At 61.8% G+C, this 23,310-nt stretch carries 27 protein-coding genes and 2 tRNA genes; 17 read left to right on the plus strand and 12 right to left on the minus strand.

Annotated elements, in window-relative coordinates; genetic code table 11:
* Positions 1 to 204, minus strand: a 204-nt coding sequence (locus B9A19_RS23285; RefSeq protein ID WP_176216858.1) for a transposase domain-containing protein, incomplete at its 3' end; no start/stop codon positions are given.
* Positions 205 to 596: 392 nt separating this feature from the next.
* Positions 597 to 1,016: an OsmC family protein gene (locus B9A19_RS08680; RefSeq protein WP_084090402.1), complete on the minus strand. Its 420-nt coding sequence runs from the start codon at positions 1,014 to 1,016 to the stop codon at positions 597 to 599.
* Between the two features lie 301 nt (positions 1,017 to 1,317).
* Between B9A19_RS08680 and rplM the strand changes: the two genes are divergently transcribed.
* The 9 genes from rplM to B9A19_RS08725 all read left to right on the plus strand — a co-directional run bounded on the left by rplM (position 1,318) and on the right by B9A19_RS08725 (position 8,356).
* Positions 1,318 to 1,746 (plus strand): 50S ribosomal protein L13, encoded by a 429-nt coding sequence (rplM, locus tag B9A19_RS08685; protein ID WP_084090403.1) that lies wholly within the window; start codon positions 1,318 to 1,320, stop codon positions 1,744 to 1,746.
* Positions 1,747 to 1,770: 24 nt separating this feature from the next.
* Complete coding sequence (gene rpsI / locus B9A19_RS08690; protein ID WP_084090404.1) at positions 1,771 to 2,163, plus strand: 30S ribosomal protein S9; 393 nt, start codon at positions 1,771 to 1,773, stop codon at positions 2,161 to 2,163.
* Positions 2,164 to 2,317: 154 nt separating this feature from the next.
* Entirely contained in the window at positions 2,318 to 3,361 is a 1,044-nt protein-coding gene (argC, locus tag B9A19_RS08695) for an N-acetyl-gamma-glutamyl-phosphate reductase (RefSeq protein WP_084090405.1), read from the plus strand.
* 45 nt (positions 3,362 to 3,406) lie between these two features.
* Positions 3,407 to 4,081 carry a DUF6776 family protein gene (locus tag B9A19_RS08700; RefSeq protein WP_139798747.1) on the plus strand — a complete coding sequence of 225 codons (675 nt, stop codon included), beginning with the start codon at positions 3,407 to 3,409 and terminating at the stop codon, positions 4,079 to 4,081.
* A gap of 11 nt (positions 4,082 to 4,092) precedes the next feature.
* The gene (locus tag B9A19_RS08705) at positions 4,093 to 4,497 is read left to right on the plus strand and encodes a bactofilin family protein (protein ID WP_084090407.1); all 405 of its coding nucleotides are present in this window, start codon (positions 4,093 to 4,095) and stop codon (positions 4,495 to 4,497) included.
* 141 nt (positions 4,498 to 4,638) lie between these two features.
* Positions 4,639 to 4,971, plus strand: coding sequence for an iron-sulfur cluster insertion protein ErpA (erpA, locus tag B9A19_RS08710; protein ID WP_373278004.1), 333 nt, complete (start codon positions 4,639 to 4,641; stop codon positions 4,969 to 4,971).
* 185 nt (positions 4,972 to 5,156) lie between these two features.
* Positions 5,157 to 6,641, plus strand: coding sequence for a polyphosphate:AMP phosphotransferase (pap, locus tag B9A19_RS08715; protein WP_084090568.1), 1,485 nt, complete (start codon positions 5,157 to 5,159; stop codon positions 6,639 to 6,641).
* A 2-nt stretch (positions 6,642 to 6,643) separates the two neighbouring features.
* Positions 6,644 to 7,234: a malonic semialdehyde reductase gene (locus tag B9A19_RS08720; RefSeq protein WP_084090409.1), complete on the plus strand. Its 591-nt coding sequence runs from the start codon at positions 6,644 to 6,646 to the stop codon at positions 7,232 to 7,234.
* A 45-nt stretch (positions 7,235 to 7,279) separates the two neighbouring features.
* Entirely contained in the window at positions 7,280 to 8,356 is a 1,077-nt protein-coding gene (locus B9A19_RS08725; RefSeq protein ID WP_084090410.1) for a hypothetical protein, read from the plus strand.
* On the opposite strand, the gene B9A19_RS08730 is transcribed toward B9A19_RS08725, so the two are convergent.
* Positions 8,344 to 9,135, minus strand: a complete 792-nt coding sequence (locus tag B9A19_RS08730) for a class II glutamine amidotransferase (RefSeq protein ID WP_084090411.1) — start codon at positions 9,133 to 9,135, stop codon at positions 8,344 to 8,346. The two genes, B9A19_RS08725 and B9A19_RS08730, sit on opposite strands and share 13 nt — an antisense overlap.
* Before the next feature lie 77 nt (positions 9,136 to 9,212).
* On the opposite strand from B9A19_RS08730, the gene fliD reads away from it, so the two are divergent.
* A complete protein-coding gene (gene fliD, locus B9A19_RS08735) occupies positions 9,213 to 10,580 on the plus strand; it encodes a flagellar filament capping protein FliD (protein ID WP_084090412.1) in 1,368 nt (455 codons plus the stop codon).
* A gap of 64 nt (positions 10,581 to 10,644) precedes the next feature.
* Here fliD and B9A19_RS08740 read toward each other — a convergent pair whose 3' ends face one another.
* From B9A19_RS08740 to B9A19_RS08750, 3 genes are all read right to left on the minus strand, one after another.
* Positions 10,645 to 11,436, minus strand: a complete 792-nt coding sequence (locus B9A19_RS08740) for an enoyl-ACP reductase FabI (protein ID WP_084090569.1) — start codon at positions 11,434 to 11,436, stop codon at positions 10,645 to 10,647.
* Between the two features lie 108 nt (positions 11,437 to 11,544).
* Positions 11,545 to 12,561: a CAF17-like 4Fe-4S cluster assembly/insertion protein YgfZ gene (gene ygfZ / locus B9A19_RS08745; RefSeq protein ID WP_176216859.1), complete on the minus strand. Its 1,017-nt coding sequence runs from the start codon at positions 12,559 to 12,561 to the stop codon at positions 11,545 to 11,547.
* A 102-nt stretch (positions 12,562 to 12,663) separates the two neighbouring features.
* On the minus strand, positions 12,664 to 13,914 hold the full coding sequence (locus B9A19_RS08750) for a hypothetical protein (protein WP_084090414.1): 1,251 nt from the start codon (positions 13,912 to 13,914) through the stop codon (positions 12,664 to 12,666).
* A 92-nt stretch (positions 13,915 to 14,006) separates the two neighbouring features.
* On the opposite strand from B9A19_RS08750, the gene B9A19_RS08755 reads away from it, so the two are divergent.
* Both B9A19_RS08755 and B9A19_RS08760 read left to right on the plus strand, forming a co-directional pair.
* A tRNA-Asn gene (locus B9A19_RS08755) sits at positions 14,007 to 14,082 on the plus strand.
* Positions 14,083 to 14,145: 63 nt separating this feature from the next.
* Positions 14,146 to 14,221, plus strand: a tRNA-Asn gene (locus tag B9A19_RS08760).
* Positions 14,222 to 14,324: 103 nt separating this feature from the next.
* On the opposite strand, the gene B9A19_RS08765 is transcribed toward B9A19_RS08760, so the two are convergent.
* From B9A19_RS08765 to B9A19_RS08780, 4 genes are all read right to left on the minus strand, one after another.
* Positions 14,325 to 15,065 carry a class I SAM-dependent methyltransferase gene (locus B9A19_RS08765; protein WP_084090415.1) on the minus strand — a complete coding sequence of 247 codons (741 nt, stop codon included), beginning with the start codon at positions 15,063 to 15,065 and terminating at the stop codon, positions 14,325 to 14,327.
* Entirely contained in the window at positions 15,062 to 15,901 is an 840-nt protein-coding gene (locus tag B9A19_RS08770; RefSeq protein WP_084090416.1) for a M90 family metallopeptidase, read from the minus strand. The genes B9A19_RS08765 and B9A19_RS08770 overlap by 4 nt, the downstream gene beginning before the upstream one ends.
* Positions 15,902 to 15,980: 79 nt before the next feature.
* Positions 15,981 to 16,193: a hypothetical protein gene (locus tag B9A19_RS08775; protein ID WP_084090417.1), complete on the minus strand. Its 213-nt coding sequence runs from the start codon at positions 16,191 to 16,193 to the stop codon at positions 15,981 to 15,983.
* Positions 16,194 to 16,383: 190 nt separating this feature from the next.
* Positions 16,384 to 17,283: a LysR family transcriptional regulator gene (locus B9A19_RS08780; protein ID WP_084090418.1), complete on the minus strand. Its 900-nt coding sequence runs from the start codon at positions 17,281 to 17,283 to the stop codon at positions 16,384 to 16,386.
* Positions 17,284 to 17,408: 125 nt separating this feature from the next.
* Here B9A19_RS08780 and B9A19_RS08785 point away from each other — a divergent pair, with 125 nt between their 5' ends.
* The 4 genes from B9A19_RS08785 to B9A19_RS08800 all read left to right on the plus strand — a co-directional run bounded on the left by B9A19_RS08785 (position 17,409) and on the right by B9A19_RS08800 (position 20,898).
* Positions 17,409 to 17,945 (plus strand): carboxymuconolactone decarboxylase family protein, encoded by a 537-nt coding sequence (locus tag B9A19_RS08785; RefSeq protein ID WP_084090419.1) that lies wholly within the window; start codon positions 17,409 to 17,411, stop codon positions 17,943 to 17,945.
* 183 nt (positions 17,946 to 18,128) lie between these two features.
* The gene (locus tag B9A19_RS08790; protein WP_084090420.1) at positions 18,129 to 19,712 is read left to right on the plus strand and encodes a 2Fe-2S iron-sulfur cluster-binding protein; all 1,584 of its coding nucleotides are present in this window, start codon (positions 18,129 to 18,131) and stop codon (positions 19,710 to 19,712) included.
* 62 nt (positions 19,713 to 19,774) lie between these two features.
* On the plus strand, positions 19,775 to 20,395 hold the full coding sequence (locus B9A19_RS08795; protein ID WP_084090421.1) for a glutathione S-transferase family protein: 621 nt from the start codon (positions 19,775 to 19,777) through the stop codon (positions 20,393 to 20,395).
* Between the two features lie 32 nt (positions 20,396 to 20,427).
* Positions 20,428 to 20,898, plus strand: a complete 471-nt coding sequence (locus B9A19_RS08800; protein ID WP_084090422.1) for a nuclear transport factor 2 family protein — start codon at positions 20,428 to 20,430, stop codon at positions 20,896 to 20,898.
* A 28-nt stretch (positions 20,899 to 20,926) separates the two neighbouring features.
* On the opposite strand, the gene B9A19_RS08805 is transcribed toward B9A19_RS08800, so the two are convergent.
* Positions 20,927 to 21,985, minus strand: a complete 1,059-nt coding sequence (locus tag B9A19_RS08805; RefSeq protein WP_084090423.1) for a glycosyltransferase family 4 protein — start codon at positions 21,983 to 21,985, stop codon at positions 20,927 to 20,929.
* On the minus strand, positions 21,982 to 22,800 hold the full coding sequence (locus tag B9A19_RS08810; RefSeq protein WP_084090424.1) for a UDP-2,3-diacylglucosamine diphosphatase: 819 nt from the start codon (positions 22,798 to 22,800) through the stop codon (positions 21,982 to 21,984). The genes B9A19_RS08805 and B9A19_RS08810 overlap by 4 nt, the downstream gene beginning before the upstream one ends.
* A gap of 166 nt (positions 22,801 to 22,966) precedes the next feature.
* Here B9A19_RS08810 and B9A19_RS08815 point away from each other — a divergent pair, with 166 nt between their 5' ends.
* Positions 22,967 to 23,179 (plus strand): DUF1289 domain-containing protein, encoded by a 213-nt coding sequence (locus tag B9A19_RS08815; protein WP_084090425.1) that lies wholly within the window; start codon positions 22,967 to 22,969, stop codon positions 23,177 to 23,179.
* The last annotated feature ends 131 nt before the right edge of the window (positions 23,180 to 23,310 follow it).

The following is a 23,310-nucleotide window of genomic DNA, read 5'->3' on the forward strand; positions in this document are numbered from 1 at the left end:
GATGGGCAGATTACGAAACAGGGCAAGGCCGATGACGAGCCAGACCACATGTTCAGCTGGCAGCTTGCGCCTGCGGATTGAGGCTTTACCGGACGATGAGAGGGCTTGTTCGATCCAGTCGGGGTCGATCAGCGTACTGAGTCGATCCAGATTGGTGGGGATCCGGCTCAGGGTATGTGCGAGTTCGTGGTGCAGGGGGGTCATGTAAAAAGAGGGCGTGAATCACGTCCTCTTTTTAACTCAATACCAGCGGCTAGCGCTTAACTGACTGGCATTAGGCCATGGCCGGGTTTTTTGTTTGCTGGGACAGCGTCCTGCGTGATTCATTGCGTCGCCAGCCCCGGTCGCTTTGCATGGGGTTGCCAGGCAGGGTTGCCCACTGAGTATGGTAAATGCCTTTGTCATGAAAGTGGGCCGACGAACGGTAGGGGTGCGAATGGGGTCAATGCGTAGTTCAGCAGGTCGACTTACACACAATGGTGCAAGTTAACGCTGACGCGAGCCAGTAAGGTGCACGACCGCCGTAGCTGCCAGGGCGACAAACGGCGCCCATTTTAATACCACTGACATATGTGGGTGCACCGCAATGGTGCGGCTCAGTCAGCCTCGACGATGACGAAGTCGTGGGTGATCTCGGCCGTCTTGGCCAGCATGATCGATGCCGAGCAGTACTTTTCGGCCGACAGCTTGATCGCGCGCTCCACCTGCTCGGGCTTGAGCCCGCGGCCGGTGACCGTGAAGTGCATGTGGATGCGGGTAAACACCTTGGGATCGGTCTCGGCGCGGTCTGCGTCGACGTCCACCACGCAGTCGCGCACATCGGCACGACCTTTTTTCAGGATGTGAATCACGTCATAAGTCGAGCAGCCGACGGTACCCATCAATACCAGTTCCATCGGTCGCGGGCCCAGGTTGCGGCCGCCGCCCTCGGGGGCGCCATCCATCAAAACCGCGTGGCCAGAGCCCGATTCGGCCAGAAAGCTTACAGCCTCGACCCACTTCAAACGTGTTTTCATCATTGCATCCTCTCGTAAGCAGGGCCGCATTGTAGCTCGCTGAAAGCGCCTACAGCCATGCTGGTTGGTTAACTTGTGTAGAAGGGCTTGCTTAATTGAATAAGCTTTGGGAGAATGAAAGCTGGCAACGGGGCTCACGCCTTGTTGCCGTCTCCTCCATCCTCCTTCTTTGGTGGAATTCAGCGCAATCCGTACGGGTTGCGTTTTTTTTTGTACATCGTTTAAGCATGGTTTGACACGGCCTTGTCGGCTGCGATAGACTTTGCGACTTTCTCAAAATCAGAAACGTGGATTAGCAGTCATGAAAACCTTTTCTGCCAAGCCGCACGAGGTAAAGCGCGAGTGGTTCGTCGTTGATGCGACGGATCTGGTGCTGGGTCGTCTCGCGGCTGAAATCGCCAAGCGTCTGCGCGGCAAACATAAAGCCGAGTACACTCCGCACGTCGACACCGGCGATTACATCGTTGTAGTGAACGCAGACAAGATCCGCGTGACCGGCGACAAAGCACAATCGAAGAAGTACTACCGCCACACCGGCCATCCGGGTGGTATCTATGAGCGCACCTTTACCGAGATGCAAGACAAGTTCCCGGGTCGTGCGCTGGAAAAAGCGGTCAAGGGCATGCTGCCCAAGGGCCCGCTGGGCTACGCGATGCACAAGAAGCTGAAGGTTTATGCCGGCAGCGAGCATCCGCACACAGCGCAACAACCGAAGACGCTAGCTGTCTAAGCGGCCGAACTAAGGAATTGCAAAATGGTAGGTAAATACAATTACGGTACCGGCCGCCGCAAGAGCGCCGTTGCTCGCGTGTTCCTGAAGAAGGGCAGCGGCAACATCGTCGTGAACGGCAAGCCGGTTGACCAATACTTCAGCCGCGAAACCAGCCGCATGATCGTGCGCCAGCCGCTCGTCCTGACTTCCAATCTGGAAGGCTTCGACGTACTGGTGAACGTGGTTGGCGGTGGCGAAACCGGCCAAGCCGGTGCAGTGCGCCACGGTCTGACCCGTGCCCTGATCGACTACAGCGCAGACCTGAAGGGTGCTCTGAAGTCGGCAGGTCTGGTGACCCGCGATGCACGTGAAGTTGAACGTAAGAAAGTCGGTCTGCGCGGCGCCCGTCGTCGCAAGCAGTTCTCGAAGCGTTAATCGCCCGGGATTTGCCGCAACAGAAGCCGCCTTCGGGCGGCTTTTGTGCTTTTTGCGTGCCAAATTGTCGCCAGCGACCAGTGCCGCATTCAAACGCCCGAATCCGGGCGTTTTTCCTTTATGATTGAGCCCTTGTCTCTAGGGGGAATGGAACATGATCAAGGTTGGCATCGTCGGCGGCACGGGTTACACCGGCGTTGAATTGCTGCGTCTGTTGGCAGGGCACAAAGGCGTCAAGGTGCACGCCGTCACGTCGCGCAAGGAAGCCGGCATGCCGGTGGCCGACATGTTCCCCAGCCTGCGCGGCTGGGTCGACGTGGCCTTCTCCACCCCGGAAGAGGCCGACCTGAAGTCGTGTGATGTCGTTTTCTTTGCCACCCCGCACGGTGTGGCCATGGCGCAGGCGCCCGAGCTGCTGGCTGCCGGCGTCAAGGTGATCGACCTCGCAGCCGATTTCCGCCTGAAAGACCCGGCCGAATTCCAGAAATGGTATGCCATGGAGCATAGCTGCACCGATCTGCTGGCCGAGGCCGTCTATGGCCTGGCCGAGGTGAACCGTGAGCAAATCAAGTCGGCGCGCCTGATCGGCATGGCTGGTTGCTATCCCACCTCGGTGCAGCTGGGCCTGTTGCCGCTGCTGGAAGGCGGCAAGCAACTGATCGAAACCAATACCTTGATTGCCGACTGCAAGTCGGGGGTATCCGGTGCTGGCCGCAAGGCCGAGGTTGGTACGCTGTTCTCCGAAGCAGGCGACAATTTCAAGGCTTATGGCGTCAAGGGCCATCGCCACTCCCCGGAAATCAATCAGGGCTTGAGCGCGATCCACGGTGCGCCGGTATCGTTGACCTTCGTGCCGCACCTCACGCCGATGATCCGTGGCATCCACTCCACCATTTACGCACGCATCAAGCCGGAAGGGCGTGATACCGACTTCCAAAAGCTGTTTGAAGAGCGCTTTGTCGATGAGCGCTTTGTTGATGTGCTGCCGGCTGGCTCGTGCCCGGAAACGCGCTCGGTGCGTGGCTCCAATATCGCGCGCATTGCCGTGCACCGCCCGGGCAATGGCGATCTGCTCGTCATTTTGGTAGTCGAAGACAATCTGGTGAAGGGCGCCTCCGGCCAGGCCGTGCAGGTGATGAACCTGATGTTCGGCCTGCCGGAATCGCAGGGCCTCGAAGTCGTACCGCTGCTGCCCTAAGCTGCGATGCCGCTGAAACGGCTGTACCGCATGCAGCGGGCGCGCTTGACGTCGCGACCGCTGAGCCTGAGTCCATCCCTGGGTTGGCGTGCGTATCTGCTGCGCCTGCTGGCTGCTTTGCTGCTGCTGGCGGGGGCCGCTGCCGCTGGCCTGTGGTTTGGCTACGATCAGGGTCTGAAAGCGGCGGGCGAGCGCCTGCGTGCCGAGACACGCGGCCTCGGTGCATTGCAGGAAAAACTCGAGAAGGCCGGCACGCAGGAAGAAAGCCTGCGCCAGCAGCTGATGGTGTCCGAGTCTGCCCGCGCCGCGCTGGCCAGCGCCGTGGCCAATGCCGAGCGCGAAGCCGCGCAGGCGCGCCAGTCGCTGAGTTTTTTTGATTCCCTGCTGACCAGCAATGATCGCAGCCGGCCGGTCAGCTTTGCCGCCTGCGATCTGCTGCCAGGCGACACCGCCGGACGCTGGCACTGGCGGCTGCTGGCCGTGCAGGGGGTGGATCGTGCAACCGAGTTCAGCGGCCAGCTGGCGCTGCAGATTGCATATGCCGAGGGCGGCAAGCCCAAGCGGCTGGACGTGAAACCCATGCCGGTGCGTTTTCGCCACTATGGCCGGCTGGAAGGCGATATCGAATTGCCGGCGGGCGTACGCCCCAACTTGCTTGAAGCCGGCCTTACCATAGACGGGCAGCCGCAGCCGGCCGCCCAGTGCAACAAGAAACCATGACGGGGAGTGCGATGTTCAAGAACAAGAAAGGTAGCCAGAAAATCGACAGCCTGATCGGCCACGGCAGCGTGCTCTCCGGCGACATGAAATTTGCCGGCGGTCTGCGCGTGGATGGTAGCGTGATCGGCAACGTCACCAGCGCTGATGAAAAGAACGGCACCCTCGTGGTCTCGGAAAAAGCGCGTATCGAAGGGCGTGTGAAGGCCAGTCACCTGATCCTGAATGGCGAGATCGTCGGCCCGCTGGAGGTGACCCAGTATGTCGAGCTGCAACCCAGGGCGCGTGTGGTGGGCGATCTGACCTACAAGGTGCTGGAAATGCACCCCGGCGCGGTGATCGAGGGCCGTTTGCTGCCGCTGGCCGGCGCCCGCGTGGTGACGCCGGAAGACAAGCCGGCAGACGCCAAGGATAAATAGGACGGGGGTTGTATCGGGCCTGGCCGGTAAAATGTGCAGTGCGCCTGTGCATTGACCCGGCGACGCATCGGCGCGATAATCCTACTATCTTAGTCAACTATTCAGCGGGAGCCCGATATGACCACGGCCACCATGACCGAAATGCCCAGCCCGTTCAATTTCAGCGATTCCGCCGCCAGCAAGGTGGCCGAGCTGATCGCGGAGGAAGGCAATCCGGACCTGAAGCTGCGTGTATTCGTCACCGGCGGTGGCTGCTCGGGCTTTCAGTACGGCTTTACCTTTGATGAAATCGTCAACGAAGACGACACCACGGTTGAAAAGGGCGGCGTGCAATTGCTGGTCGACCCGATGAGCTACCAGTATCTGGTTGGCGCTGAAATCGACTATGTGGAAAGCCTCGAAGGCTCGCAATTCACCATCAAGAACCCGAACGCGCAATCGACCTGTGGTTGCGGCTCGTCGTTCTCGGTCTGAGTACCGGCTCGGCCCGTCGGCCCCGTTACGGGGCAGGTGAAAAAGGGGAGGCTCATGCTTCCCTTTTTTCTTGCCGTTCATCCCCCCAAGTACCTGTCATCCCGCCATAATGAAGCCGACAGGCGCGGCTTGCAGCCGTGCCATTGCTCACCCTGCTGCCGCCGGCAGCCACGCAGGAGTCCTGGATGTTTGAATCCGCCGAGCTGGGCCATGCCATCGACAAAACCACCTACAAAGAGCGTGAGGCTGCGTTGCGCGAAGCCCTGCTGGCGGCGCAGGTCGAGCTGAAGCGGCGCGGTGATTTTCCGGTCATCATCGTGCTCGCCGGCATGCCGGCCGCCGGCAAGGGCGAGATTGCCAACCTGCTGGCCGAATGGATGGACCCACGGCACATCAGCACCCTGGCGTTCGATCCGCCCAATGATGAAGAAGCGGCCCGCCCGCCGTTCTGGCGTTTCTGGCGCGCGCTGCCACCCAAGGGCACCATAGGCATCGTGTTCGGCAGCTGGTATGCCGACCCGCTATGGCATTGGGATAGCGAGCGGCACCAGGTGCAGATCGAGCGCCGTATCGAACGCATTCTGCGGCTGGAAAAACTGCTGACCGACGACGGCGCACTGGTGCTCAAGTTCTGGCTGCATCTGTCGGAAGACCGCCTGAAAAAGCGCCTGAAAACGCTGGAGGCCGATCCGCTGACCGCGTGGCGCGTCAGCAAGGAAGACAAGCATTTCCTCAAGCACTACGAGCAGAATGCCCAGCATGCGGAACAGCTGCTCACGCGCACCAACCAGGCCGATTCGTCGTGGCGCGTGGTGGAGGGCTGGGATGCCAATTACCGGGCGCTCAGCATCGGCCAGCAAGTGCTTGATGCCGTCAATCATCATCTGGCGCGTGATTCGATCAAACAGCGTCGTGCCGATGCCGCACCATTGCAGCCGTCGATCGATGGTGTACGCCTGCTCGATACCCTGCCGCTCGGCCATGCACCCATCAAGGACTACAAGCAGCAGCTCGAAGCGCTGCAGGGCCGGCTGAACGGGCTGGTGCGTGATTCGCGTTTTGCCCGCCATGCCGTGGTGGCCGTGTTCGAGGGCATGGATGCCGCCGGCAAGGGCGGGGCCATTCGCCGTATTACCGGCGCACTGGATGCGCGCCAGTATCGCGTGGTCCCGATTGCCGCGCCGACCGATGAGGAAAAAGCCCAGCCCTATCTGTGGCGCTTCTGGCGCCATGTGCCATCCTGCGGCCGGCTGACCATTTTCGATCGCTCCTGGTATGGCCGCGTACTGGTCGAGCGTATCGAAGGCTTTGCCACCCCGGCCGAATGGCTGCGTGCCTATGGCGAGATCAACGATTTCGAGGCCCAGCTCGATGATGCCGGGGTGATCGTGGTCAAGTTCTGGCTGGCCATCGACAAGGATGAGCAACTGGCGCGCTTCAAGGCGCGCGAAGCCATCGACTGGAAGCGCTTCAAGATCACCGAGGAAGACTGGCGCAACCGCGACAAGTGGGATGATTACATCGCTGCCGGTAGTGATATGGTCGAGCGTACCAGCACCACCATCGCACCCTGGCACCTGATCGGCGCCAACAACAAACAACACGCACGCATCGCCGTCCTTACCGCACTGTGCGACGCCATTGAATCCCGTCTCAAACGCAAGGATTGACCATGACCACCGCCCTCGACGCCCAGGCGCTCGACCAACTGTTCCGCACCGCCCGCACCTACAGCCATTTCCTGCCGCGCGAGGTCAGCGATGACACGCTGCAGGCGCTGTACGACCTGCTCAAGTGGGGGCCGACGTCGGCCAATGCCTCGCCGGCGCGTTTCGTGTTCGTCAAGTCGGCAGCGGCCAAGGAAAAGCTCAAGCCGGCGCTGTCGGCAGGCAATCTCGACAAGACCCTGATTGCGCCGGTGACGGTCATCGTGGCCTACGATCTCGAATTCTATGAAGAGCTGGACTATCTCTTTCCGCATACCGATGCCAAGAGCTGGTTCGTCGGCAACGAAAAGTCGATCCAGACCACCTGCATGCGCAATGGCAGCCTGCAGGGCGCCTATCTGATGCTGGCCGCACGCGCGCTGGGCCTGGATTGCGGGCCGATGTCGGGTTTTGACAATGCCAAGGTCGATGAGGCTTTTTTTGCTGGCACCAACTGGCGTTCCAACTTCCTGATCAACCTGGGTTACGGCGATCCGGCCCGTTTGCACGCACGCAATCCACGGCTGGATTTTGCCGATGTGTGCCGGATCGAATAAGCTGCGACATCGTACGTAACCATCGGATCGGGAAACCAGCAGGCAATGGCGGAGTGGAGCATCTGGAGGGCCCTGGAAGAGTGGCGCAGCAAAAAGCACGAGCTCAATCCGGTCTTTGCGCGGGCCGGCATATTCAGCGACTTTGAAACGCAGATTAACCGCATCGCGCTGGATCTGCGCCGCGCACCGCCCACGCCGCCGCTGTTCAGCGGTGACGAGCATCGCGACCGTGAAGAACTGGGCCGCTTTCGCGATGGTTTTTACCGCCACTATGACGAAACGCTCTACAAGGTAGAGACGCTGCTGTCGCACGCCTGGGTGCCCGAGGCCGAGCCGATTGCCGGCGAGGTCCGCATGGAGCTGCTGCAGCTGCGCGGCCAGCTGCGCAGCGCGGCGGGCAAGGTGCCGGATTTCTCGCGGCTGGAGCAGTTGTTGTGGCATTACGCGCGGCTGGATCATCCGCAGCACCCGATTCCATCCGAGCTGCTTGCAGAGCGGCGGCGCATGCTGATCGACATTGCCGGCTATCCGCTCACCGTGCAGCATGCGGTCAGCGAACCGTACAACGACACCGTGCCGCCGCTGGCCAGCGATGATTTCCGCCAGCAGTATGCCGAGCATTTGCAGGCTTATCTGGACACACCGTGGCTGCATTGCCAGATCGTGACCAACTGGTTTGTCACACTGGCGCTTGATGCGGCATTGGCCAGCAAGAAGCGTGATGTGGCCGACGAAATGCGTCTGGCGGCCATGCTGCCCAATCGGTGGCCATCGCTGTCACGCTGGGCGAGCTTCGAGCATGCCGATCAGGTGTGGTATCTGCTGATTGCCTGTGTGGCCATCGGCGCATTGTTTGTGGAATGGTGGTGGCTGGCCATTCCGGGCATGGTCTGGCTGGCGCTGTCCAAGGGCGCCCACCGGCGCGAGCGCAAGCAGATCGAGCTCAAGCGCGAGCAGATCGCCTCACGCGCGATGCTGATCAAAAAGGTGCGTGATCGTTTCAAGACCGGCCACACCTCGCTGGAAAAGCTGGCCTACCAGCTCAAGCAGCTGGATGAGCGTGGCGAGTATTTTGACGACAACGTCTACGCCGCACTCAAGCTGCACCATCACGACGCGTGAGCGTTGGCGGGCAGCAAGGGGCGCGGGTGGCCGTCCACGAACATCAACAGCTCGCCCGAAGTCATGGGGCGCCAGTATTCGTTGTCGGTCAGCGGCTGGGTGGCAATGATGGCGACCTGATCCTGCGGCGTGGTCACGGTGGCAAAGTCGATCTGCACGTCGGCATCGGACAGATGTGCGGTCGAGAACGGCGCCTGCCGCACCACATAGTGCAGATTGGTGCTGCAATGCGCGAACAGCGCGCGGCCATCCGACAGCAGGAAGTTGAATGTGCCAAGTGCGGCCAGCTCCCGCGTCAGTTCAACCAGGCGGCGATGCAGTACCGCCAGCGCAGGCATGGTCGGGAATTCGTCTGCCAGATGATTGAGCAACCAGCAGAATGCATGTTCGCTGTCGGTGCTGCCCACCGGCAGGAAGCGGCTGCCGGTGAGTGGCGGCAGCGCGGTCAGGTTGCCGTTGTGCGCAAAAATCCAGTAACGCCCCCATAGCTCACGCTGGAAAGGATGGGTGTTGGCCAGCGAGGTCACGCCCTGCGTGGCCTTGCGGATGTGCGCGATCACGTTGCGGCTCTTGATCGGATAGTTGCGCACCAGATCGGCAACGGGCGAGGTGGCCGAGGCCTGGTAATCGAGGAACATGCGGCAGCCGTGCTCCTCAAAAAATGCGATGCCCCAGCCATCGGCGTGTTCATCAGTCAGCCCGCCGCGACGACGGAAGCCCTCGAACGAGAACACGATGTCGGTCGGCACATTGCAGCTCATGCCCAGCAACTGGCACATCGTCGGCTTTCCCTTTTCAATCATTGACTTGGGGCGTAAAGTGAAAGCGTGGCACGTCAGACTGACGGAGGTTTGCCATGGCCGCTTCCTTGAGCCCTGTAACTGGATTGTACGGCGATCAGCGCGTTTATGCTGCGCAGTCTCAATCTGCAGTGGGCAGCAATCTGGACAGCGTATACGCGCTGCTGGGGGCGGGGGCTGTGCGCTCGGTTTCTCAGTCGGTTGCGCCCGGCAACATCGATGTTGGCCAGCTCTCCAGCCGGTATATCGACAACGTCAGCCTGTCCAGCCTTGGCAAGGCGCGGCAGGCGCTCAGCGACTTCCGCCAGGCCCTGCAGCCCTATGCCGGTGATGCAGCCCGTTATCCGGTGAAGGTGAGCAGCAGTGATGACAAGATCGTCAGCGCCACCGGCAATGCACAGACCACGGTACCGGAGCAGCAAACGGTGATCGTCAACCAGCTGGCAACGGCCCAGCAGGTCGAGACATCCCCTAGCAGCAATGCCGTCGTCGGCACTGGCCGGCTCACCATACAGCTGGGGCGGGTCAGTGCCAGCGGTTTCCAGCCGGCGGGCGATGCCAAATCCATCATCATCAACCCGGCCGATGCCAGCCCGAGCGGTATCGCCGCGCGCATCAACCAGGCCGGCGCGGGCATCAGTGCCAGCGTGGTCAGCGACAGCAACGGCAGCCGCTTGCGCATTACCGGCACGCAGACCGGCGAGCAGGCCGCCTTCCGCATCCAGGTCAGTGATGACGACGGCAGCAACGCCAACAACAGCGGACTCTCGCAGCTGGCATTCACGCCAGGCGCCGCTGCCGGCGGAGCAACCCAGACACAGGCCGCGCAGAATGCCAGCGTGACCGTGGACGGCCGCACCATTGTGGCCGCCAGCAATACCGTCGCCGACAAGGTTGGCGGTACGGTGCTGACACTGAATGACACCGGCAGCGCCAGACTGGACCTGAATCGCGATACCGCCGCGCTGTCCGCTTCGCTCAAGGGTCTGGTGGCGGCTTATAACACCGCGCAAAAACAGCTGGCGCAGGCAGGCGGCGATCAGGCCGGACAATCGCAGGCATTGCTTGCGCAGGCGGCAGGGCAGTTGAGCGGCCTGTCGGCCATTGGTGTCAGCCGGGCGGCAGACGGCAGCTTGCAGGTGAACGAGAAAGCGCTGGCGAGCGCATTGGCCGGCAACCCGGATCAGGTCGGCACGCAACTGGCCACGGCCGAACAAACGCTGGATCAGGCTGCGCAGCGCGCGCAGGGTACCAATCTGGGCATCAGCCTGCGGCCGGTCAACAGCCTGCTGCCGGCCAGCCTGCAAGCCCTGAACGACAGCATCGGCCCGTACTCGCTGCTGCGCGTGGGGGGCTTCAACTTCGCGCTGAACAGCCGCACCCTGTACGGTCTGTCGCAGTACCTGACGGTAGCCGGACTGTAGCGTTGTTGTGCTGCAGGCAAGAAAAAGCCCCGCGTTGCGGGGCTTTTTCGTGGTGGCCTGCCAATCAGGCCGATTCGCCCAGCGACAGTGCGCCGATGCTGTAACCGGCATCGACGTGGACGATGTTGCCGGTCATGCCCGAGGCCAGCGGCGACATCAGGAAGGCGGCGACGTTGCCCACTTCTTCCTGGCTGACGTTGCGCTTGAGCGGTGTGGCGTCGGCAGCGGCCTTCAGCAGCTTGCCAAAGCCCGAGATGCCGGCAGAGGCCAGCGTCTTGATCGGGCCGGCCGAGATGCCGTAGACGCGGATGCCCTTTTCCGAGCCGAGCGATGCCGCCATGAAGCGCACATTGGCTTCCAGCGATGCCTTGGCCAGGCCCATCACGTTGTAGTTGGGGATGGCGCGCTCGGCACCCAGGTAGCTCAGCGTGATCAGGCCGGCGTTTTCGTTCAGCATCGGGCGGGCGGATTTGGCCAGCGCGGCGAAGCTGTACGAGCTGATATCGTGCGAGATGCGGAAGTTTTCGCGGGTCACGGCATCGAGGTAATCACCCTTGAGCGCATCGCGCGGGGCGAAGGCAATCGAGTGCACCAGGCCGTCGAGGCTGTCCCAGTGCGATTTCAGCAGTACGAACAATTGCTCGATCTGCTCGTCGCTGCCTACGTCGCAGGGCAGCACGATATTCGAATCGAAGTCGGCAGCCAGCTTGGCCACGCGGTCTTTCAGGTCTTCGCTCACATAGGTAAAGGCGAGTTCAGCGCCTTCGCGCTTGCAGGCGGTGGCAATGCCGTAGGCGATCGAGCGGTCGGACAGCAGACCGCAAATCAAAATCTTCTTGCCGGCGAGAAAGCCCATCTGTTTCATCCTTGCTGATTCAAAGTGTCGCGCGATTATAGCGAAGCCGGCGCAAAAAACCCGGCTTGTGCCGGGTTTTTCAGCAAACGCTCGTTTTGGGCTGTGTGCTTATGCGACCTCGTAGGGCAGGTCCAGCACCGTCAATGCCGGGCCATCGAGTGCGCCCAGATGCAGGCCGTGTTCGAGCGATGCAATCTGCACCACTGCCAGCGCCTCGATCCCGCCCTGCGGCGCCGGCGCCGTCAATAGCAGCTTGCCGCTGGCCTGACCGTTCATTTCCGCGCTGTAGACGTCATCGCCTGCAGCTGCGCTGGCGGCGATATGCACCCGGTACATGCGGCGCTTGAGCTTGCCCAGATACTGCGTGCGCGCGACGATTTCCTGGCCCGGATAGCAGCCCTTGGTAAAGCTGACCGCGCCGATCAATTCCATGTTCGCCATTTGTGCCACGAACTCTTCCTGCGTGGCAGCGGTAATCCATGGGCTGCCAGCGCGGATTTCACTCAGGCGCCAGGCGTCGTCGCCCGCTGCCACGGCACCGGCCGCCAACAATTGCGCCCACAATGCCGCAGCCTGCCCGGCAGGTAGCGCCAGCTGGTAGCGCTGGCCGGGCAGCGCGATCACGCTGAAGGTATCGCCATGCCAGACCTTGAGCGCGGCATCGGGTACTTCACCACCAACTGCGCGCACCAGTCCGGCGGCTGCGGGGCCGGCCAGTCCGATTTGTGCGATCTCGGTGTTGGCGTCGCTGGCGCGGGTCTTGGTGCGCAGGATGAACATCGACAAGCGCTTCTGGATGGCTGCCTGCAGCTCGGCAGCGATCTGCAGCAGGTAATCATCGCCCTGACGCCAGACCAGAAAACTGGCCTGCATGCGGCCTTTGGGTGTGGAGTAGCTTGAATATTGCGCTTCATCGGGCTTGAGGTTGCGCACATCGCTGGACAGCTGGCCGTTCAGGAAGGCGGCGGTTTCTTCGCCGCTGAAGCGGATCAGTCCGAATTGCGTCAGCGGTGAGGCAATGGCGGTTTGCGCCAGCGCAGTCAACTCGGCTGCAGGGGCGCCGAAATCGGCAATGCGGCCGGCGGCATCGAGTCGTACTGCGGGCAGGGAGGCGGTCCAGGACATGGGCGGATTTCCGGTGTTGCGAATGCCGAACAGATGGGGGCGGCGGGGCGAAATGCAACCGGGCATGCAGACTGGCATGCCCGGCCATGACGTGAGGCGGGTTTACTGCGGGGCTGTTTCCTGGGGGCTGGCCATCGATGCCTCGCCGCCGCGCGGGCGATAAGCTGCGCCGGTGCGCACCTGTGGTCGGCTCAGCTCTCCACCCACCTGCATCTGGTTGGATACCACCAGCGAGCCGCTGCTGACCTGTGCGGCAAAGCCGCCATTGAGCTTGCGTTCCTTGCCAATGGCCAGGCTGCCATTGGCGCGGAACTTGCCGCCCTCAATGGCTATCTTGTTGAACTGCACGGTGCCGGGGCGAACCTGCAGCAGTGTATTCAGTGTGTCGAAACGGGTCTGGCCGCCGCCGTAGTTACCGCCTTGTGATTTGAGCGGGGAGACCAGATCCAGGTTGTGCACGAGGCCGTCCTTGAACTGCAAGGTGGCATCAATGGCAGGGGAGTCGAACAGTTGCGGATAATCCACTGCGTGATAAGCAAACTTGGCCTCGCCGACCATGCGGCCGGAAATGTGCGTGGAATTACTGAATACCATGCTCAGCGGTTCCGACTGCAGGCCGTTGGTGCGCACCACGCCGGACAATTGCCAGCCTTCGCTGCCCCAGCTCACCTGTGCATTGCCGGTGACGATGCCGCTGTACAGATCGCCACGGATGTCCTCGATCACGATGCCGGCGCTGTTGGCGATGCCCTTGAGCAGCAAGCCATCGAACTTGATCGGATAGCCGAACGGCAGCTCCCAGTTGCGTGCATTCAGCGTCAGCGCGAACACAGCATCCTTGGGCTCGATATGCAGTTCCAGACGGTTTTCCTGATCCGACAGCATGACTTCGGCCAGGGCACCGGCTTTGTCGAAGCTGATTTTGCCACTCGCCGGACCCAGATCGCGCTTGCCGACAGCAACGCTACAGTTGACGAGCCCCAAGTCGGCCATGCGCGGGGTGTCAGCTTCGGGTTTGAGGCGTTGCGGCAGGCTGAGTGCATAGGTGGGGCTGAAGTGCCCTCCCTCAATGGTGACATTGCGCAGCGCCTTGCCCCAGTTGAACACGTTGTAGGCATTGACAGGCACAACGATGCGCTCGATCTGGCCAACGGCGGGGTCGCTATCCAGCACGACGTTGCGAATGATCAGCGCGGGGGCCGGTGTATATTCAAAATTGATCTGCCCTGCTTTGACATTGCCGTGCGTCATGCGCTGCAACACGGGGCCAAGGCGTTCTTCATAGAAGCTCGATGGCAACGCCAGTGGCCCCAATGCCACGGCCAACAACAGGAACAGCAGAACCGACAGCACTATTTTTGTTTTTCGCATTAGCCCATCACCATTTTTTAAGAGTTGGCCTTGACACCGTCCCGGCGGCTGCCTATTATACGCAGCTCATCGGTTCCCCGATAGCTCAGTCGGTAGAGCAACGGACTGTTAATCCGTGTGTCCCTGGTTCGAGCCCAGGTCGGGGAGCCACCCAATTCCAAAGGGGCTGCAAAGCAGTCCCTTTTGTTTGAAAGCAGCAGAAAAAGTCTCTATTCCCCGATAGCTCAGTCGGTAGAGCAACGGACTGTTAATCCGTGTGTCCCTGGTTCGAGCCCAGGTCGGGGAGCCAAATAAAAAGCCATGTCCGCTTGGACATGGCTTTTTTCATGTCTCGGCACCAAGCCTCATAGTAGCCAAAAGCGCCGGTCTTTACCCGACCGGCGCGCTGTTGCTTAGTCGCAACGTGGCAAATATGCGTCAAAGCGGGTGCTTTCGCCCGGATAATCGAAATCGGGCTTCTGCTGGTTCAGCCACGGCGCAATGCGCGGCCGCTTGACCACCACGCGGCGCGTGGCCAGCCGGCGTGCCGGGGCCAGCAGCCCGTCGGCATCCACATCGCCGCCGATCAGGGTCTGGAATGCGGCCATGTCCTTTTTGGATTTGGCGCGCTTGCCCGGCTCGGGAAACATCGGATCCAGAAAAACCACCTCGAACTGCTGCGCACAGCCCCGCAGCCATTGCAGTGCATCGGCGTGAACGAGCTGCATGCGGGCAGCAATCGGCGCGGTGGCCTCATCGGCTGCAGCACGTGCCAGACCATCGGCCAGCAGCGCACAGGCCACGGCAGAGCGTTCCAGCAGCGTGACCGTGGCGCCCAGGCTGGCCAGCACAAAAGCATCGCGCCCCTGGCCGGCGGTGGCATCCAGCACCGTCAGCGGCTGGCCCTGCTTGAGCCCGACCGCACGTGCCACCGGTTGCCCCAGCCCGCCGCCGAACTTGCGACGGTGTGCTTGCGCACCAGCGACGAAATCGACGCTGACGCGCGCCTTGTCGCCCGCCTCGGCCAAGGCCAGCATGCCGTTTTCCCACACCAGATAGTGCCCCTGTGCCGGCGGTGCCTCCTGCAGCGGCAGGCCGAAGCGGTTGGCCAGTACTTCGGCCGCGGCGCTGCCGTTGCTGATCAGGCCGGTCATACCCACATGTCCTGATAGGGCACATACACAGGGCCGTAGCTCACCGGCTCGTAGGCCGGGCGGTAGCGTACGCGCGGCAGGCGCTGCAGCGGGTCTTGCTTGTAGAACTGACGCAGTTGTTCGTACACCGCGGGGTAGTGATCGGCAATCGCGTGCGGGGTCTCGAAGAAATATTCGGAGAACACGGCAAAACACTCGGCCGGATTTTCTGCGGCATACAGGTCTATGGGGCTGTATTCATTGCGTTCGGCCAGCCACACCAGATGGTTGTAGGCGTTGCTGAAGGCGCGTTTCCAGGCATCGGCGCTCATGCCCTTGTGCAGCGGCGGGTCGCCATTGGCTGCGCCGTTGCGTTGATCGAGCTTGTGGGCGAATTCGTGGATGACCACGTTCCAGCCATCCAGCCAGGCCGAGGCTTCGGCATCGGCCCACGACAGCAGCACCGCGCCACCGGGGCGCGCCTGCCCGGCCAGGATCTGCTCGCGCTCGTGCACCAGGCCAAAGTGATCGGTGTAGCGGTCCCGTGCGCGGAAATGACCGGGGTAGACGATGACCTCGTGCCAGTCGTCATAAGCATCAAAACCCAGGTGCAAAATGGGCAACACGGCCTGCGCAGCCAGCAGCACGCGCTGCTCGTCACTCAGTTCCAGCCCGTCGATGAGGGTGATGGTTTTCTCGTGCAGAAACCATGCGGCATGCTGGCGTAGGCCGGCTTGTTCGGCCAGGGTCAGGCCGATGAACAGCGGCAGGGCCAGGATGCGATCCCAGATGGCATCGGGGATGGGTTGGCTGGCCAGAAAGCGGTCGCGCCGGTAGCGCTGCAGAAAATTAAACATGACATCTCCTGTGGATAGCCATCAGGTGGGCATGTTGAGGCGGGTTTCAAGATGAGGTCTGACGATCTCCCGGTGCGCGTCAGTCGCGGAAGAAATACAGTCCGGCGCACAGCGCAATGCCGATCAGGTACAGCAGCCAGGTTTGCTCGACGAAGTAGGGATACACCATCAGCAGGATGCCGATGACCATGGGCTGCCACAGCATCTGCTTCTTGCCGTAACGGAATGCCACAAAGCCGACAACGCTGAACACCAGCATGGCGAGCAGGGCGGCAGGGGTGATGGAGAGCATGAGCGGTTCGTTTGCTGGACGGCACAGACCGACCTCACCATTGTGCCTGAGCCCCGCTGCCTTGCCGCGATTACAAAGTACAACGCGCCTGCGGTATGGCAGGGTTGGCAGGGCTGCTTGTTTTCCAGAAGCGCGCTGCTTTCGGGGGAGGGCCAAACACTGCCGACCACGCAGTGGCTGCGGATTATGCTCAGTTCAGCGCCCCGTCGCTTTTCAATGCCTCCGCCATGAAGTCGACAAACGAACGAACCTTGGCTGAACCGTGCCTGCCCTCGCGATGCACGATGTGGATGGGGATGGGGGCGCCCTCGAATTCGCTCAGCACGGTTTTCAGCTCGCCGCTCTGCAGTAGCGCGGCAACCTGGTAGGAGAGCAGGCGCGTGATGCCCGCGCCGGCGCGTACTGCGGCGATGGCGCCGTCATTGCTGGTGACGGTCAGCCGCGGTTTGAGGCGCTGCGACTGGCTGCGGTCACCGTCGCCGAATTTCCATTCCACGGTCTGGGCCGTGTTGGTTGCGGCAACGATCTGGTGGCGTTGCAGATCGTCTGGCGTGTGCGGAATGCCGTGTTGCGCAAGGTAGTCCGGTGATGCGCACAGCACGCGGCGCACCCTGCCCACCCGGATGGCGCGCATGGCGCTGTCCTGCAGATTGCCGATGCGGATGCCTACGTCCACTCCTTCTTCCAGCATGTTCACCACGCGGTCGAGAAACAGGGCCGAGACATCCACGGCTGGATAGCGCTGCAGAAAGCGCACCACGTTGGGCATCACGAACAATTGCCCAAACAACACCGGTGCGGTGATGGCCAGATGGCCGCGTGGCTCGGCGTTCAGCCCGGCGGCGGCCTCGTCGGCTTCCTGCAGCTCGGCCAGGATCCGCCGTGCGTCATCCAGGTAGCGCTGGCCGGCATCGGTCACCCGCACGTGGCGCGTGGTGCGGATCAGCAGCTTGACGCCCAGTTCCTCTTCCAGCGCGGCCACGGCGCGGGTCACGGCCGGCGGTGACAACGCCAGTTTGCGTGCAGCAGCAGAAAAACTCTCGGTTTCGGCCACGGCCACATAGACCGTCATCTGGTGAAAGCGGCTCATCAAATTATTCCAAAATTCGCAATGATTTATTGTGTTTTATATGGATTCTTCTTTCAAGTGGATTTTAGCAGAATGCGCTCATTCGCTCGGCACCGAGTGAACCGATTGAAAATAAAGGATAAATCATGAGCCGCATCCCTCTTGTCACCACCGAAACTGCCACCGCCGAACAACAAGCGTTATTTGATGCGATTCACGCCCAACTGGGCATCGTGCCGAACTTCCTGAAAGTGTTTGCCCACTCGCCTGCGGCGCTGCGCGCCTTTCTGGGCCTGCATGGCATTGCCCGCGAAGGCAGCCTGGATGTGCAAACCCGCGAGCGCATTGCACTGGCGCTGGCCCAGCAAAATTCCTGCGAATACTGCCTGTCAGCGCATTCCGCCATCGGCAAGGGTGCCGGGTTGAATGGCGACGAGATCGCTGCCAATCGCGCCGGCTCCAGCCAGGACGCCAAGGCCGCCATCGCGGTGAAGCTGGCGCGATCGCTGGCCGAGCACAAGGGCGAAATCACCACCGCCGAGTTGATCGAGGCGCGCAATGCCGGCTTCACCGAGGCCGACCTTGTCGAGATCATCACGCATGTGGGCATGAACCTGCTCACCAACATCCTGGGTAAAGCCAGCCGCGTGGAGATCGATTTTCCCAAGGTGGCGCTGACCTGAGTGGCGGTACCGAATTCGTCCAGTGTTCCGGGGCCGGGTAGGCTGATTCGCCAGCCTTCAATTTTTTCTATTTCAAAAACTGAAATGATCAATTGATCTGCGCAGTCATTCTATCCGGGCCGCATGTGGCGCAGACTGACGTCAGTACCGTTGCGGCCCGCGCCGCTCAGCAGGAGAAGCACCATGCCCCGCGCTTTTGCCGCCATTACCTTCACCGACAGCGTCAAGGCTGCACAGACGCGTTACCACAGCCGCGAAAGCAATCTGGGTTTCGAGCTGGCGGAAGACAGCCGCAGCGCGTTGACCGGGCGTGAGGCCGAGTTCATTGCCGAGCGTGACAGTTTTTACATGGCCACGGTCAATGAGGATGGATGGCCCTATGTGCAACATCGTGGCGGCCCGGCCGGCTTTTTGAAGGTGCTGGATGCGCACACGCTGGGCTTTGCCGATTTCCGCGGCAACATGCAGTACCTGTCGGTGGGCAATTTGCAGGCGAACGACCGGGTGTCGTTGATCCTGATGGATTATCCCAATCGCCGCCGCCTGAAAATCTGGGGGCGGGTACAGATCGTGCACGAGATCGATGCCCCCGCACTGATTGCCGCGCTGGAAAGCCCGGCCTATCGCGCTCGCATCGAGCGCGCCATGGTCATCCGGGTCGAAGCGTGGGACTGGAATTGTCCGCAGCACATCACCCCGCGCTATACCGATGCGGATATCGAACAACTGCTGGCGCCGCTGCAGGCTGAACTTGCTGCCAGCAAGGCGCGGGCAGCGCCAGCACCGCTGACCAGCCTGGGGGAGGGTGAGCTGGCGCTGGTGATCAGCGGCATCCGCCAGCTGACGCCTCGCATCCGTGCGTATGAGCTGCGCCACCCGGACGGGCTGGCATTGCCCGAGGTCAGCGCTGGCGCACACCTCAAGCTGCCGGTGTTGCTGGGCAATGGCCAGCCAGGTCTGCGCCACTATTCAATCGCTTCGAATCCGGCGCGGCGCGACATTTACGAAGTCGCCGTGTTGCGCCATGACGATGGCGAGGGCGGTTCGCGGTTCGTGCACGAGCACTATCAGCTGGGCATGACGTTGCGCTGCGCACTGCCGCAAAACGATTTCAGCTTGGCCGAACAAACTGATGAAGCGGCCCCGCTCATCCTGATTGCCGGTGGCATCGGCATTACGCCGATCAAGGCGATGGCGCAGACGCTGCTGGCGCAGGGACGGCCATTCCAGTTGCATTATGCGGCGCGCAGCCGCCGCGAGATGGCCTACGGTGATCGCTTGCAGCGTGATCTGGGCGAGCGGATCCGCTGCTACTTCAGTGAGGAGGGCGCGCGCATGGCGCTGGGCAATGTCCTGGCCGCCGTTCCCGATACACCCGGCATTTACGTGTGTGGTCCTGCCGGCCTGATCGACGCCGTGCGTGGTGCCGCAGCTCAGCTTGGGATTGTGGACGAGCGCATTCATTTCGAGCGTTTTGCCGCCGTCACCAGCGGGCAGGATAGGGCATTCGAGGTGGTATTGCGCCGCTCGCAGCGTGTTATTCCCGTTGCGGCGGATCAGACGGTGCTGATGGCGGTGCAGGCGGCCGGCGTGGACGTCTTGTCCGACTGCGGTGTGGGCAATTGCGGTACCTGTGCCGTGAAGGTGCTCGCCGGCAAAGTCGAACACAGGGACAGTGCGCTCAGCCGTAACGAACGCGAGCGCGCCGGGTTGATGTGCATCTGCGTATCCCGGGCGCGCGGGCCGCGCCTCGAGCTGGATCTGTAACGCATTCCGCCAGACGGCGGAAGTCGACATGAACAATGGCCCGTCGGGGAGGAGGAGACGTGATGATCAAACTGTATGAATTTGCCTTGTCGGGCAATTGCCACAAGGTGCGCCTGTTGTTATCGCTGCTGGGGGTGCCCTACGAGCGCATCGCGGTCGATGGCGCGGCGAAGCAACACAAGACGGCAACCTTTCTGGCGATGAACCCGCTCGGCCAGGTGCCGGTGCTGGTCGATGGCGACGTCGTACTGCGCGACAGCCAGGCAATTCTGGTCTACCTCGCCCGCCGCTATGGCGGTGCGCACGCGCTGCACTGGTTGCCCGAAGCGCCGGCGGCGCTGGCAAACGTGATCGCCTGGCTTTCGGTTGCCAACAGTGAAGTCAGTCGCGGGCCTGCTGCGTTGCGCTTGCTGCACAAATGGGGACGCCCTGTGCCTCAGGCTGAGGCCGAGGCATTGACCCGGCAACTGCTGGACATGCTGGAGAGCCGGCTGCAAACGTCAAGCTGGCTGGCAAGCGAGCAGTTGAGCATCGCCGATATTGCGCTCTACCCCTATGTGGCGTTAGCCCCCGAGGGGCTGGTGGAGCTGGCCCGTTTTCCGGCCATTTGCGGCTGGCTGGCGCGCATTGAAGCACTGGATGGCTACGTGGCCATGCCGGGCATCCTTCCTCAGGTAGCGTGAGCTGCCACATTGTTTCTGATCAGGAGCGCTGTATGACTACCCTTCGTCCCCCTTTGCCACCCTTTTCGTTTGAAACAGCCGTGCAGAAGGTGCGGCTGGCCGAAGACGGCTGGAACTCGCGTGATCCGCAACGCGTCGCGCTGGCGTATACCGAAGACAGCCAATGGCGCAACCGCCATGAGTTTCCGCGTGGCCGGACAGAAATCGTCACCTTCCTCACCCGCAAATGGCAGCGTGAGCACGAGTATCGGCTGATCAAAGAGTTGTGGGCTTTTGACGGCCACCGCATTGCGGTGCGTTTTGCCTATGAGTGGCACGATGATGCCGGGCAATGGTATCGCTCGTACGGCAATGAAAACTGGGAATTCGACGCGCAAGGCTTGATGCAGCAACGCTTCGCCAGCATCAACGACCTGCCCATCAGCGACGCCGACCGCCTGTTCCACTGGCCGCAGGGTCGGCGCCCCGATGACCATCCAGGCTTGAGCGCGCTGGGCTTGTAGCCGCTAAGGGGGCTTGCGCCCCCTGGCATCATTCGCCGGCTTGCCAGGCGGCATCGCTCTGCAGTGCGCGCAATTCCTGTTGCCCATCTGGGGTAAACGGATGCAGATGGTCAAGGAACTGGCGGCTGGCCGCCGCCCACGAGTAACGCTCGGCAAAGCGGCGTACTTCCTCGCGGTCGATTTTCAGTGCGTCGATGCAGGCTTGCTGCAGGTCGTGCTTGAGCGCGCCCGGGCCGTCTTCGCCGATCACGTCGATCGGCCCGGTGACCGGGTAGGCTGCCACCGGGCAGCCGCAGGCCATGGCCTCCAGCAGCACCAGACCGAAGGTATCTGTCTTGCTGGGGAACACGAACACGTCGGCCGAGTTGTAGACCTCGGCCAGTTCGGGCTGGCTCAGTACGCCCAGCCAGCTCACGTTCGGGTACTTGGTACGCAGCGCGGCAGCGGCCGGGCCATCGCCACATACCCATTTGGAACCGGGCAGATCGAGTTCAAGAAAGGCTTCGACGTTCTTTTCCACCGCCACGCGGCCGACGTAGACGAAGATGGGGCGGCGCGTCTGCAGTTTTTCGCGGCCGCCCGGCTTGAACAGATCGAGATCGACGCCGCGCGACCACATCACCACCTTCTTGAAGCCGCGCGCTTCCAGATCACGCACCACCACCTTGGTCGGCGCCATCACGGCTTCGGCTGCGTTGTGGAAATTGGCCAGCCACTTGTAGGTCCACGACAGCGGAATGCCAAAGCGCAGCTGCACGTATTCCGGAAAGCGCGAGTGATACGCGGTGGTGAACGGGAGCTTGTTCTTGAGGCAATACTTGCGCGCAGCCAGGCCCAATGGGCCTTCGGTGGCAATGTGGATGGCATCGGGCTTGAAGGTTTCGATGCGTGCGGCAATTTTTCTGCCCGGCCGCCACGACAGCCGGATTTCCGGATAAGTGGGGCAGGGGAAGGTCTTGAATTCCTTGGGGCTGATCAGGTCTACCGCGTGACCGAGCTTTTCCAGCTCGGCACGTGTTTGCTTGAGCGTGCGTACCACGCCGTTGACTTGCGGTTCCCAGGCATCGGTCACGATCAGGATTTTCATGCGGCAATTCCCACGGGGTTGGTAGCGGTTGGTGTCGCGGCAGCCGGAACGGTCTGCTGCTCGGTATAGAACTTCTGCCAGGTGACGATTTCCAGCTCGCCGCTGGCGTGTTCCACCAGCGCGGTCAGGCTTTCCACCCAGTCTCCGTCGTTGCAATAGAGAATGCCGCCGATGTCGCGCATCTCGGCCTTGTGGATGTGGCCACAGATCACGCCATCCAGATTGAGGTGGCGTGCCTCGGCCGCCACGGCCTCCTCGAACTTGCCGACGAAGCTCACGGCGGTTTTCACTTTCAGCTTGAGGTATTGCGACAGCGACCAGTAGCCCAGCCCCAGCCGGGCGCGGGCGCGGTTGAACCAGTGGTTGAGCTTGAGGGTGAAGCCGTACAGCCGGTCGCCGACGATGGCCAGCCATTTGGCGCACTGCACCACGCCGTCGAATTTGTCGCCGTGCAGCACCAGGAAGCGGCGGCCGTCGGCGGTGGTGTGGATCACTTCGTCCTCGATGCGGATATCACCGAACATCAGGCCCAGGAACTGCCGTGCGCCTTCGTCGTGATTGCCCGGCACATAGGTCACGTGCGTGCCCTTGCGCGCCTTGCGCAGCACCTTCTGGATCACGTCGTTGTGGCTTTGCTTCCAGTACCAGTTGCGCTTGAGCGCCCAGCCGTCAATGATGTCGCCGACCAGATAAAGGTACTCACAGTCGGTATGCTTGAGAAAATCGAGCAGATAGTCCGCCTGGCAGCCCGAGGTGCCCAGGTGAACGTCGGAAATCCAGATACTGCGGAACTTGAGTGGCGTGTCTTCGCTCATGCCTGTCTCGTGGTGGTCAACTCGCTGTAACGTAGCCCAGCTGTGTGACGCTTCCACGACAAATCAAAGTCGATTTGATGACACCCGCCCGCCGGTCGGCGCTCGCCAGCAAACGCGCAGCCCGGTAGGATTCCGGCTTTGCAATCAGCATGTTGTATTCCTGCCCATGTCAGCCAATTCCCGCCCCGATTCCCCCTGCGTTGCCATCTGCTCCACTGCACTGGGTGACGATATTTGCCGGGGTTGCGGCCGTACTTTCTTTGAGGTCGCCAACTGGGTGGCCATGAGCACGGCGGAAAAAGACGAAGTCTGGCAGCGGCTGGAGCAGCACTGGGCCACGCAAGGCCTGCCGCCGCCCTGGCTGGCTCGCGGCCGTTAAACCTGCCCACGATCTGGCTGCGAGGGGCTGATCGGGGATCATGTGCCGCTCGAAATCCTCATGTACCAGAGTACATTCCGGTTTCTGCGCTGCGCTTCACCCCGCTAAGCAGCCTCTCGCCGAGATCGTGA

This window comes from Andreprevotia lacus DSM 23236, assembly GCF_900176275.1.
Lineage (GTDB): Bacteria > Pseudomonadota > Gammaproteobacteria > Burkholderiales > Chitinibacteraceae > Andreprevotia > Andreprevotia lacus.

Coding starts and splice junctions, on each gene's coding strand:
- pap (WP_084090568.1), top strand. CDS start 5,157: ATGTTTGAATCCGCCGAGCTGGGCCATGCCATCGACAAAACCACCTAC.
- B9A19_RS08805 (WP_084090423.1), bottom strand. CDS start 21,985: ATGAAAATCCTGATCGTGACCGATGCCTGGGAACCGCAAGTCAACGGC.
- B9A19_RS08730 (WP_084090411.1), bottom strand. CDS start 9,135: ATGTGCCAGTTGCTGGGCATGAGCTGCAATGTGCCGACCGACATCGTG.
- B9A19_RS08725 (WP_084090410.1), top strand. CDS start 7,280: ATGGCGGAGTGGAGCATCTGGAGGGCCCTGGAAGAGTGGCGCAGCAAA.
- B9A19_RS08720 (WP_084090409.1), top strand. CDS start 6,644: ATGACCACCGCCCTCGACGCCCAGGCGCTCGACCAACTGTTCCGCACC.
- rpsI (WP_084090404.1), top strand. CDS start 1,771: ATGGTAGGTAAATACAATTACGGTACCGGCCGCCGCAAGAGCGCCGTT.
- B9A19_RS08815 (WP_084090425.1), top strand. CDS start 22,967: ATGTCAGCCAATTCCCGCCCCGATTCCCCCTGCGTTGCCATCTGCTCC.
- B9A19_RS08785 (WP_084090419.1), top strand. CDS start 17,409: ATGAGCCGCATCCCTCTTGTCACCACCGAAACTGCCACCGCCGAACAA.
- B9A19_RS08740 (WP_084090569.1), bottom strand. CDS start 11,436: ATGGGCTTTCTCGCCGGCAAGAAGATTTTGATTTGCGGTCTGCTGTCC.
- B9A19_RS08770 (WP_084090416.1), bottom strand. CDS start 15,901: ATGTTTAATTTTCTGCAGCGCTACCGGCGCGACCGCTTTCTGGCCAGC.
- B9A19_RS08705 (WP_084090407.1), top strand. CDS start 4,093: ATGTTCAAGAACAAGAAAGGTAGCCAGAAAATCGACAGCCTGATCGGC.
- B9A19_RS08775 (WP_084090417.1), bottom strand. CDS start 16,193: ATGCTCTCCATCACCCCTGCCGCCCTGCTCGCCATGCTGGTGTTCAGC.
- B9A19_RS08680 (WP_084090402.1), bottom strand. CDS start 1,016: ATGAAAACACGTTTGAAGTGGGTCGAGGCTGTAAGCTTTCTGGCCGAA.
- B9A19_RS08790 (WP_084090420.1), top strand. CDS start 18,129: ATGCCCCGCGCTTTTGCCGCCATTACCTTCACCGACAGCGTCAAGGCT.
- rplM (WP_084090403.1), top strand. CDS start 1,318: ATGAAAACCTTTTCTGCCAAGCCGCACGAGGTAAAGCGCGAGTGGTTC.
- argC (WP_084090405.1), top strand. CDS start 2,318: ATGATCAAGGTTGGCATCGTCGGCGGCACGGGTTACACCGGCGTTGAA.
- fliD (WP_084090412.1), top strand. CDS start 9,213: ATGGCCGCTTCCTTGAGCCCTGTAACTGGATTGTACGGCGATCAGCGC.
- B9A19_RS08800 (WP_084090422.1), top strand. CDS start 20,428: ATGACTACCCTTCGTCCCCCTTTGCCACCCTTTTCGTTTGAAACAGCC.
- B9A19_RS08765 (WP_084090415.1), bottom strand. CDS start 15,065: ATGACCGGCCTGATCAGCAACGGCAGCGCCGCGGCCGAAGTACTGGCC.
- B9A19_RS08810 (WP_084090424.1), bottom strand. CDS start 22,800: ATGAGCGAAGACACGCCACTCAAGTTCCGCAGTATCTGGATTTCCGAC.
- erpA (WP_373278004.1), top strand. CDS start 4,639: ATGCCCAGCCCGTTCAATTTCAGCGATTCCGCCGCCAGCAAGGTGGCC.
- B9A19_RS08780 (WP_084090418.1), bottom strand. CDS start 17,283: ATGAGCCGCTTTCACCAGATGACGGTCTATGTGGCCGTGGCCGAAACC.
- B9A19_RS08795 (WP_084090421.1), top strand. CDS start 19,775: ATGATCAAACTGTATGAATTTGCCTTGTCGGGCAATTGCCACAAGGTG.
- ygfZ (WP_176216859.1), bottom strand. CDS start 12,561: ATGTCCTGGACCGCCTCCCTGCCCGCAGTACGACTCGATGCCGCCGGC.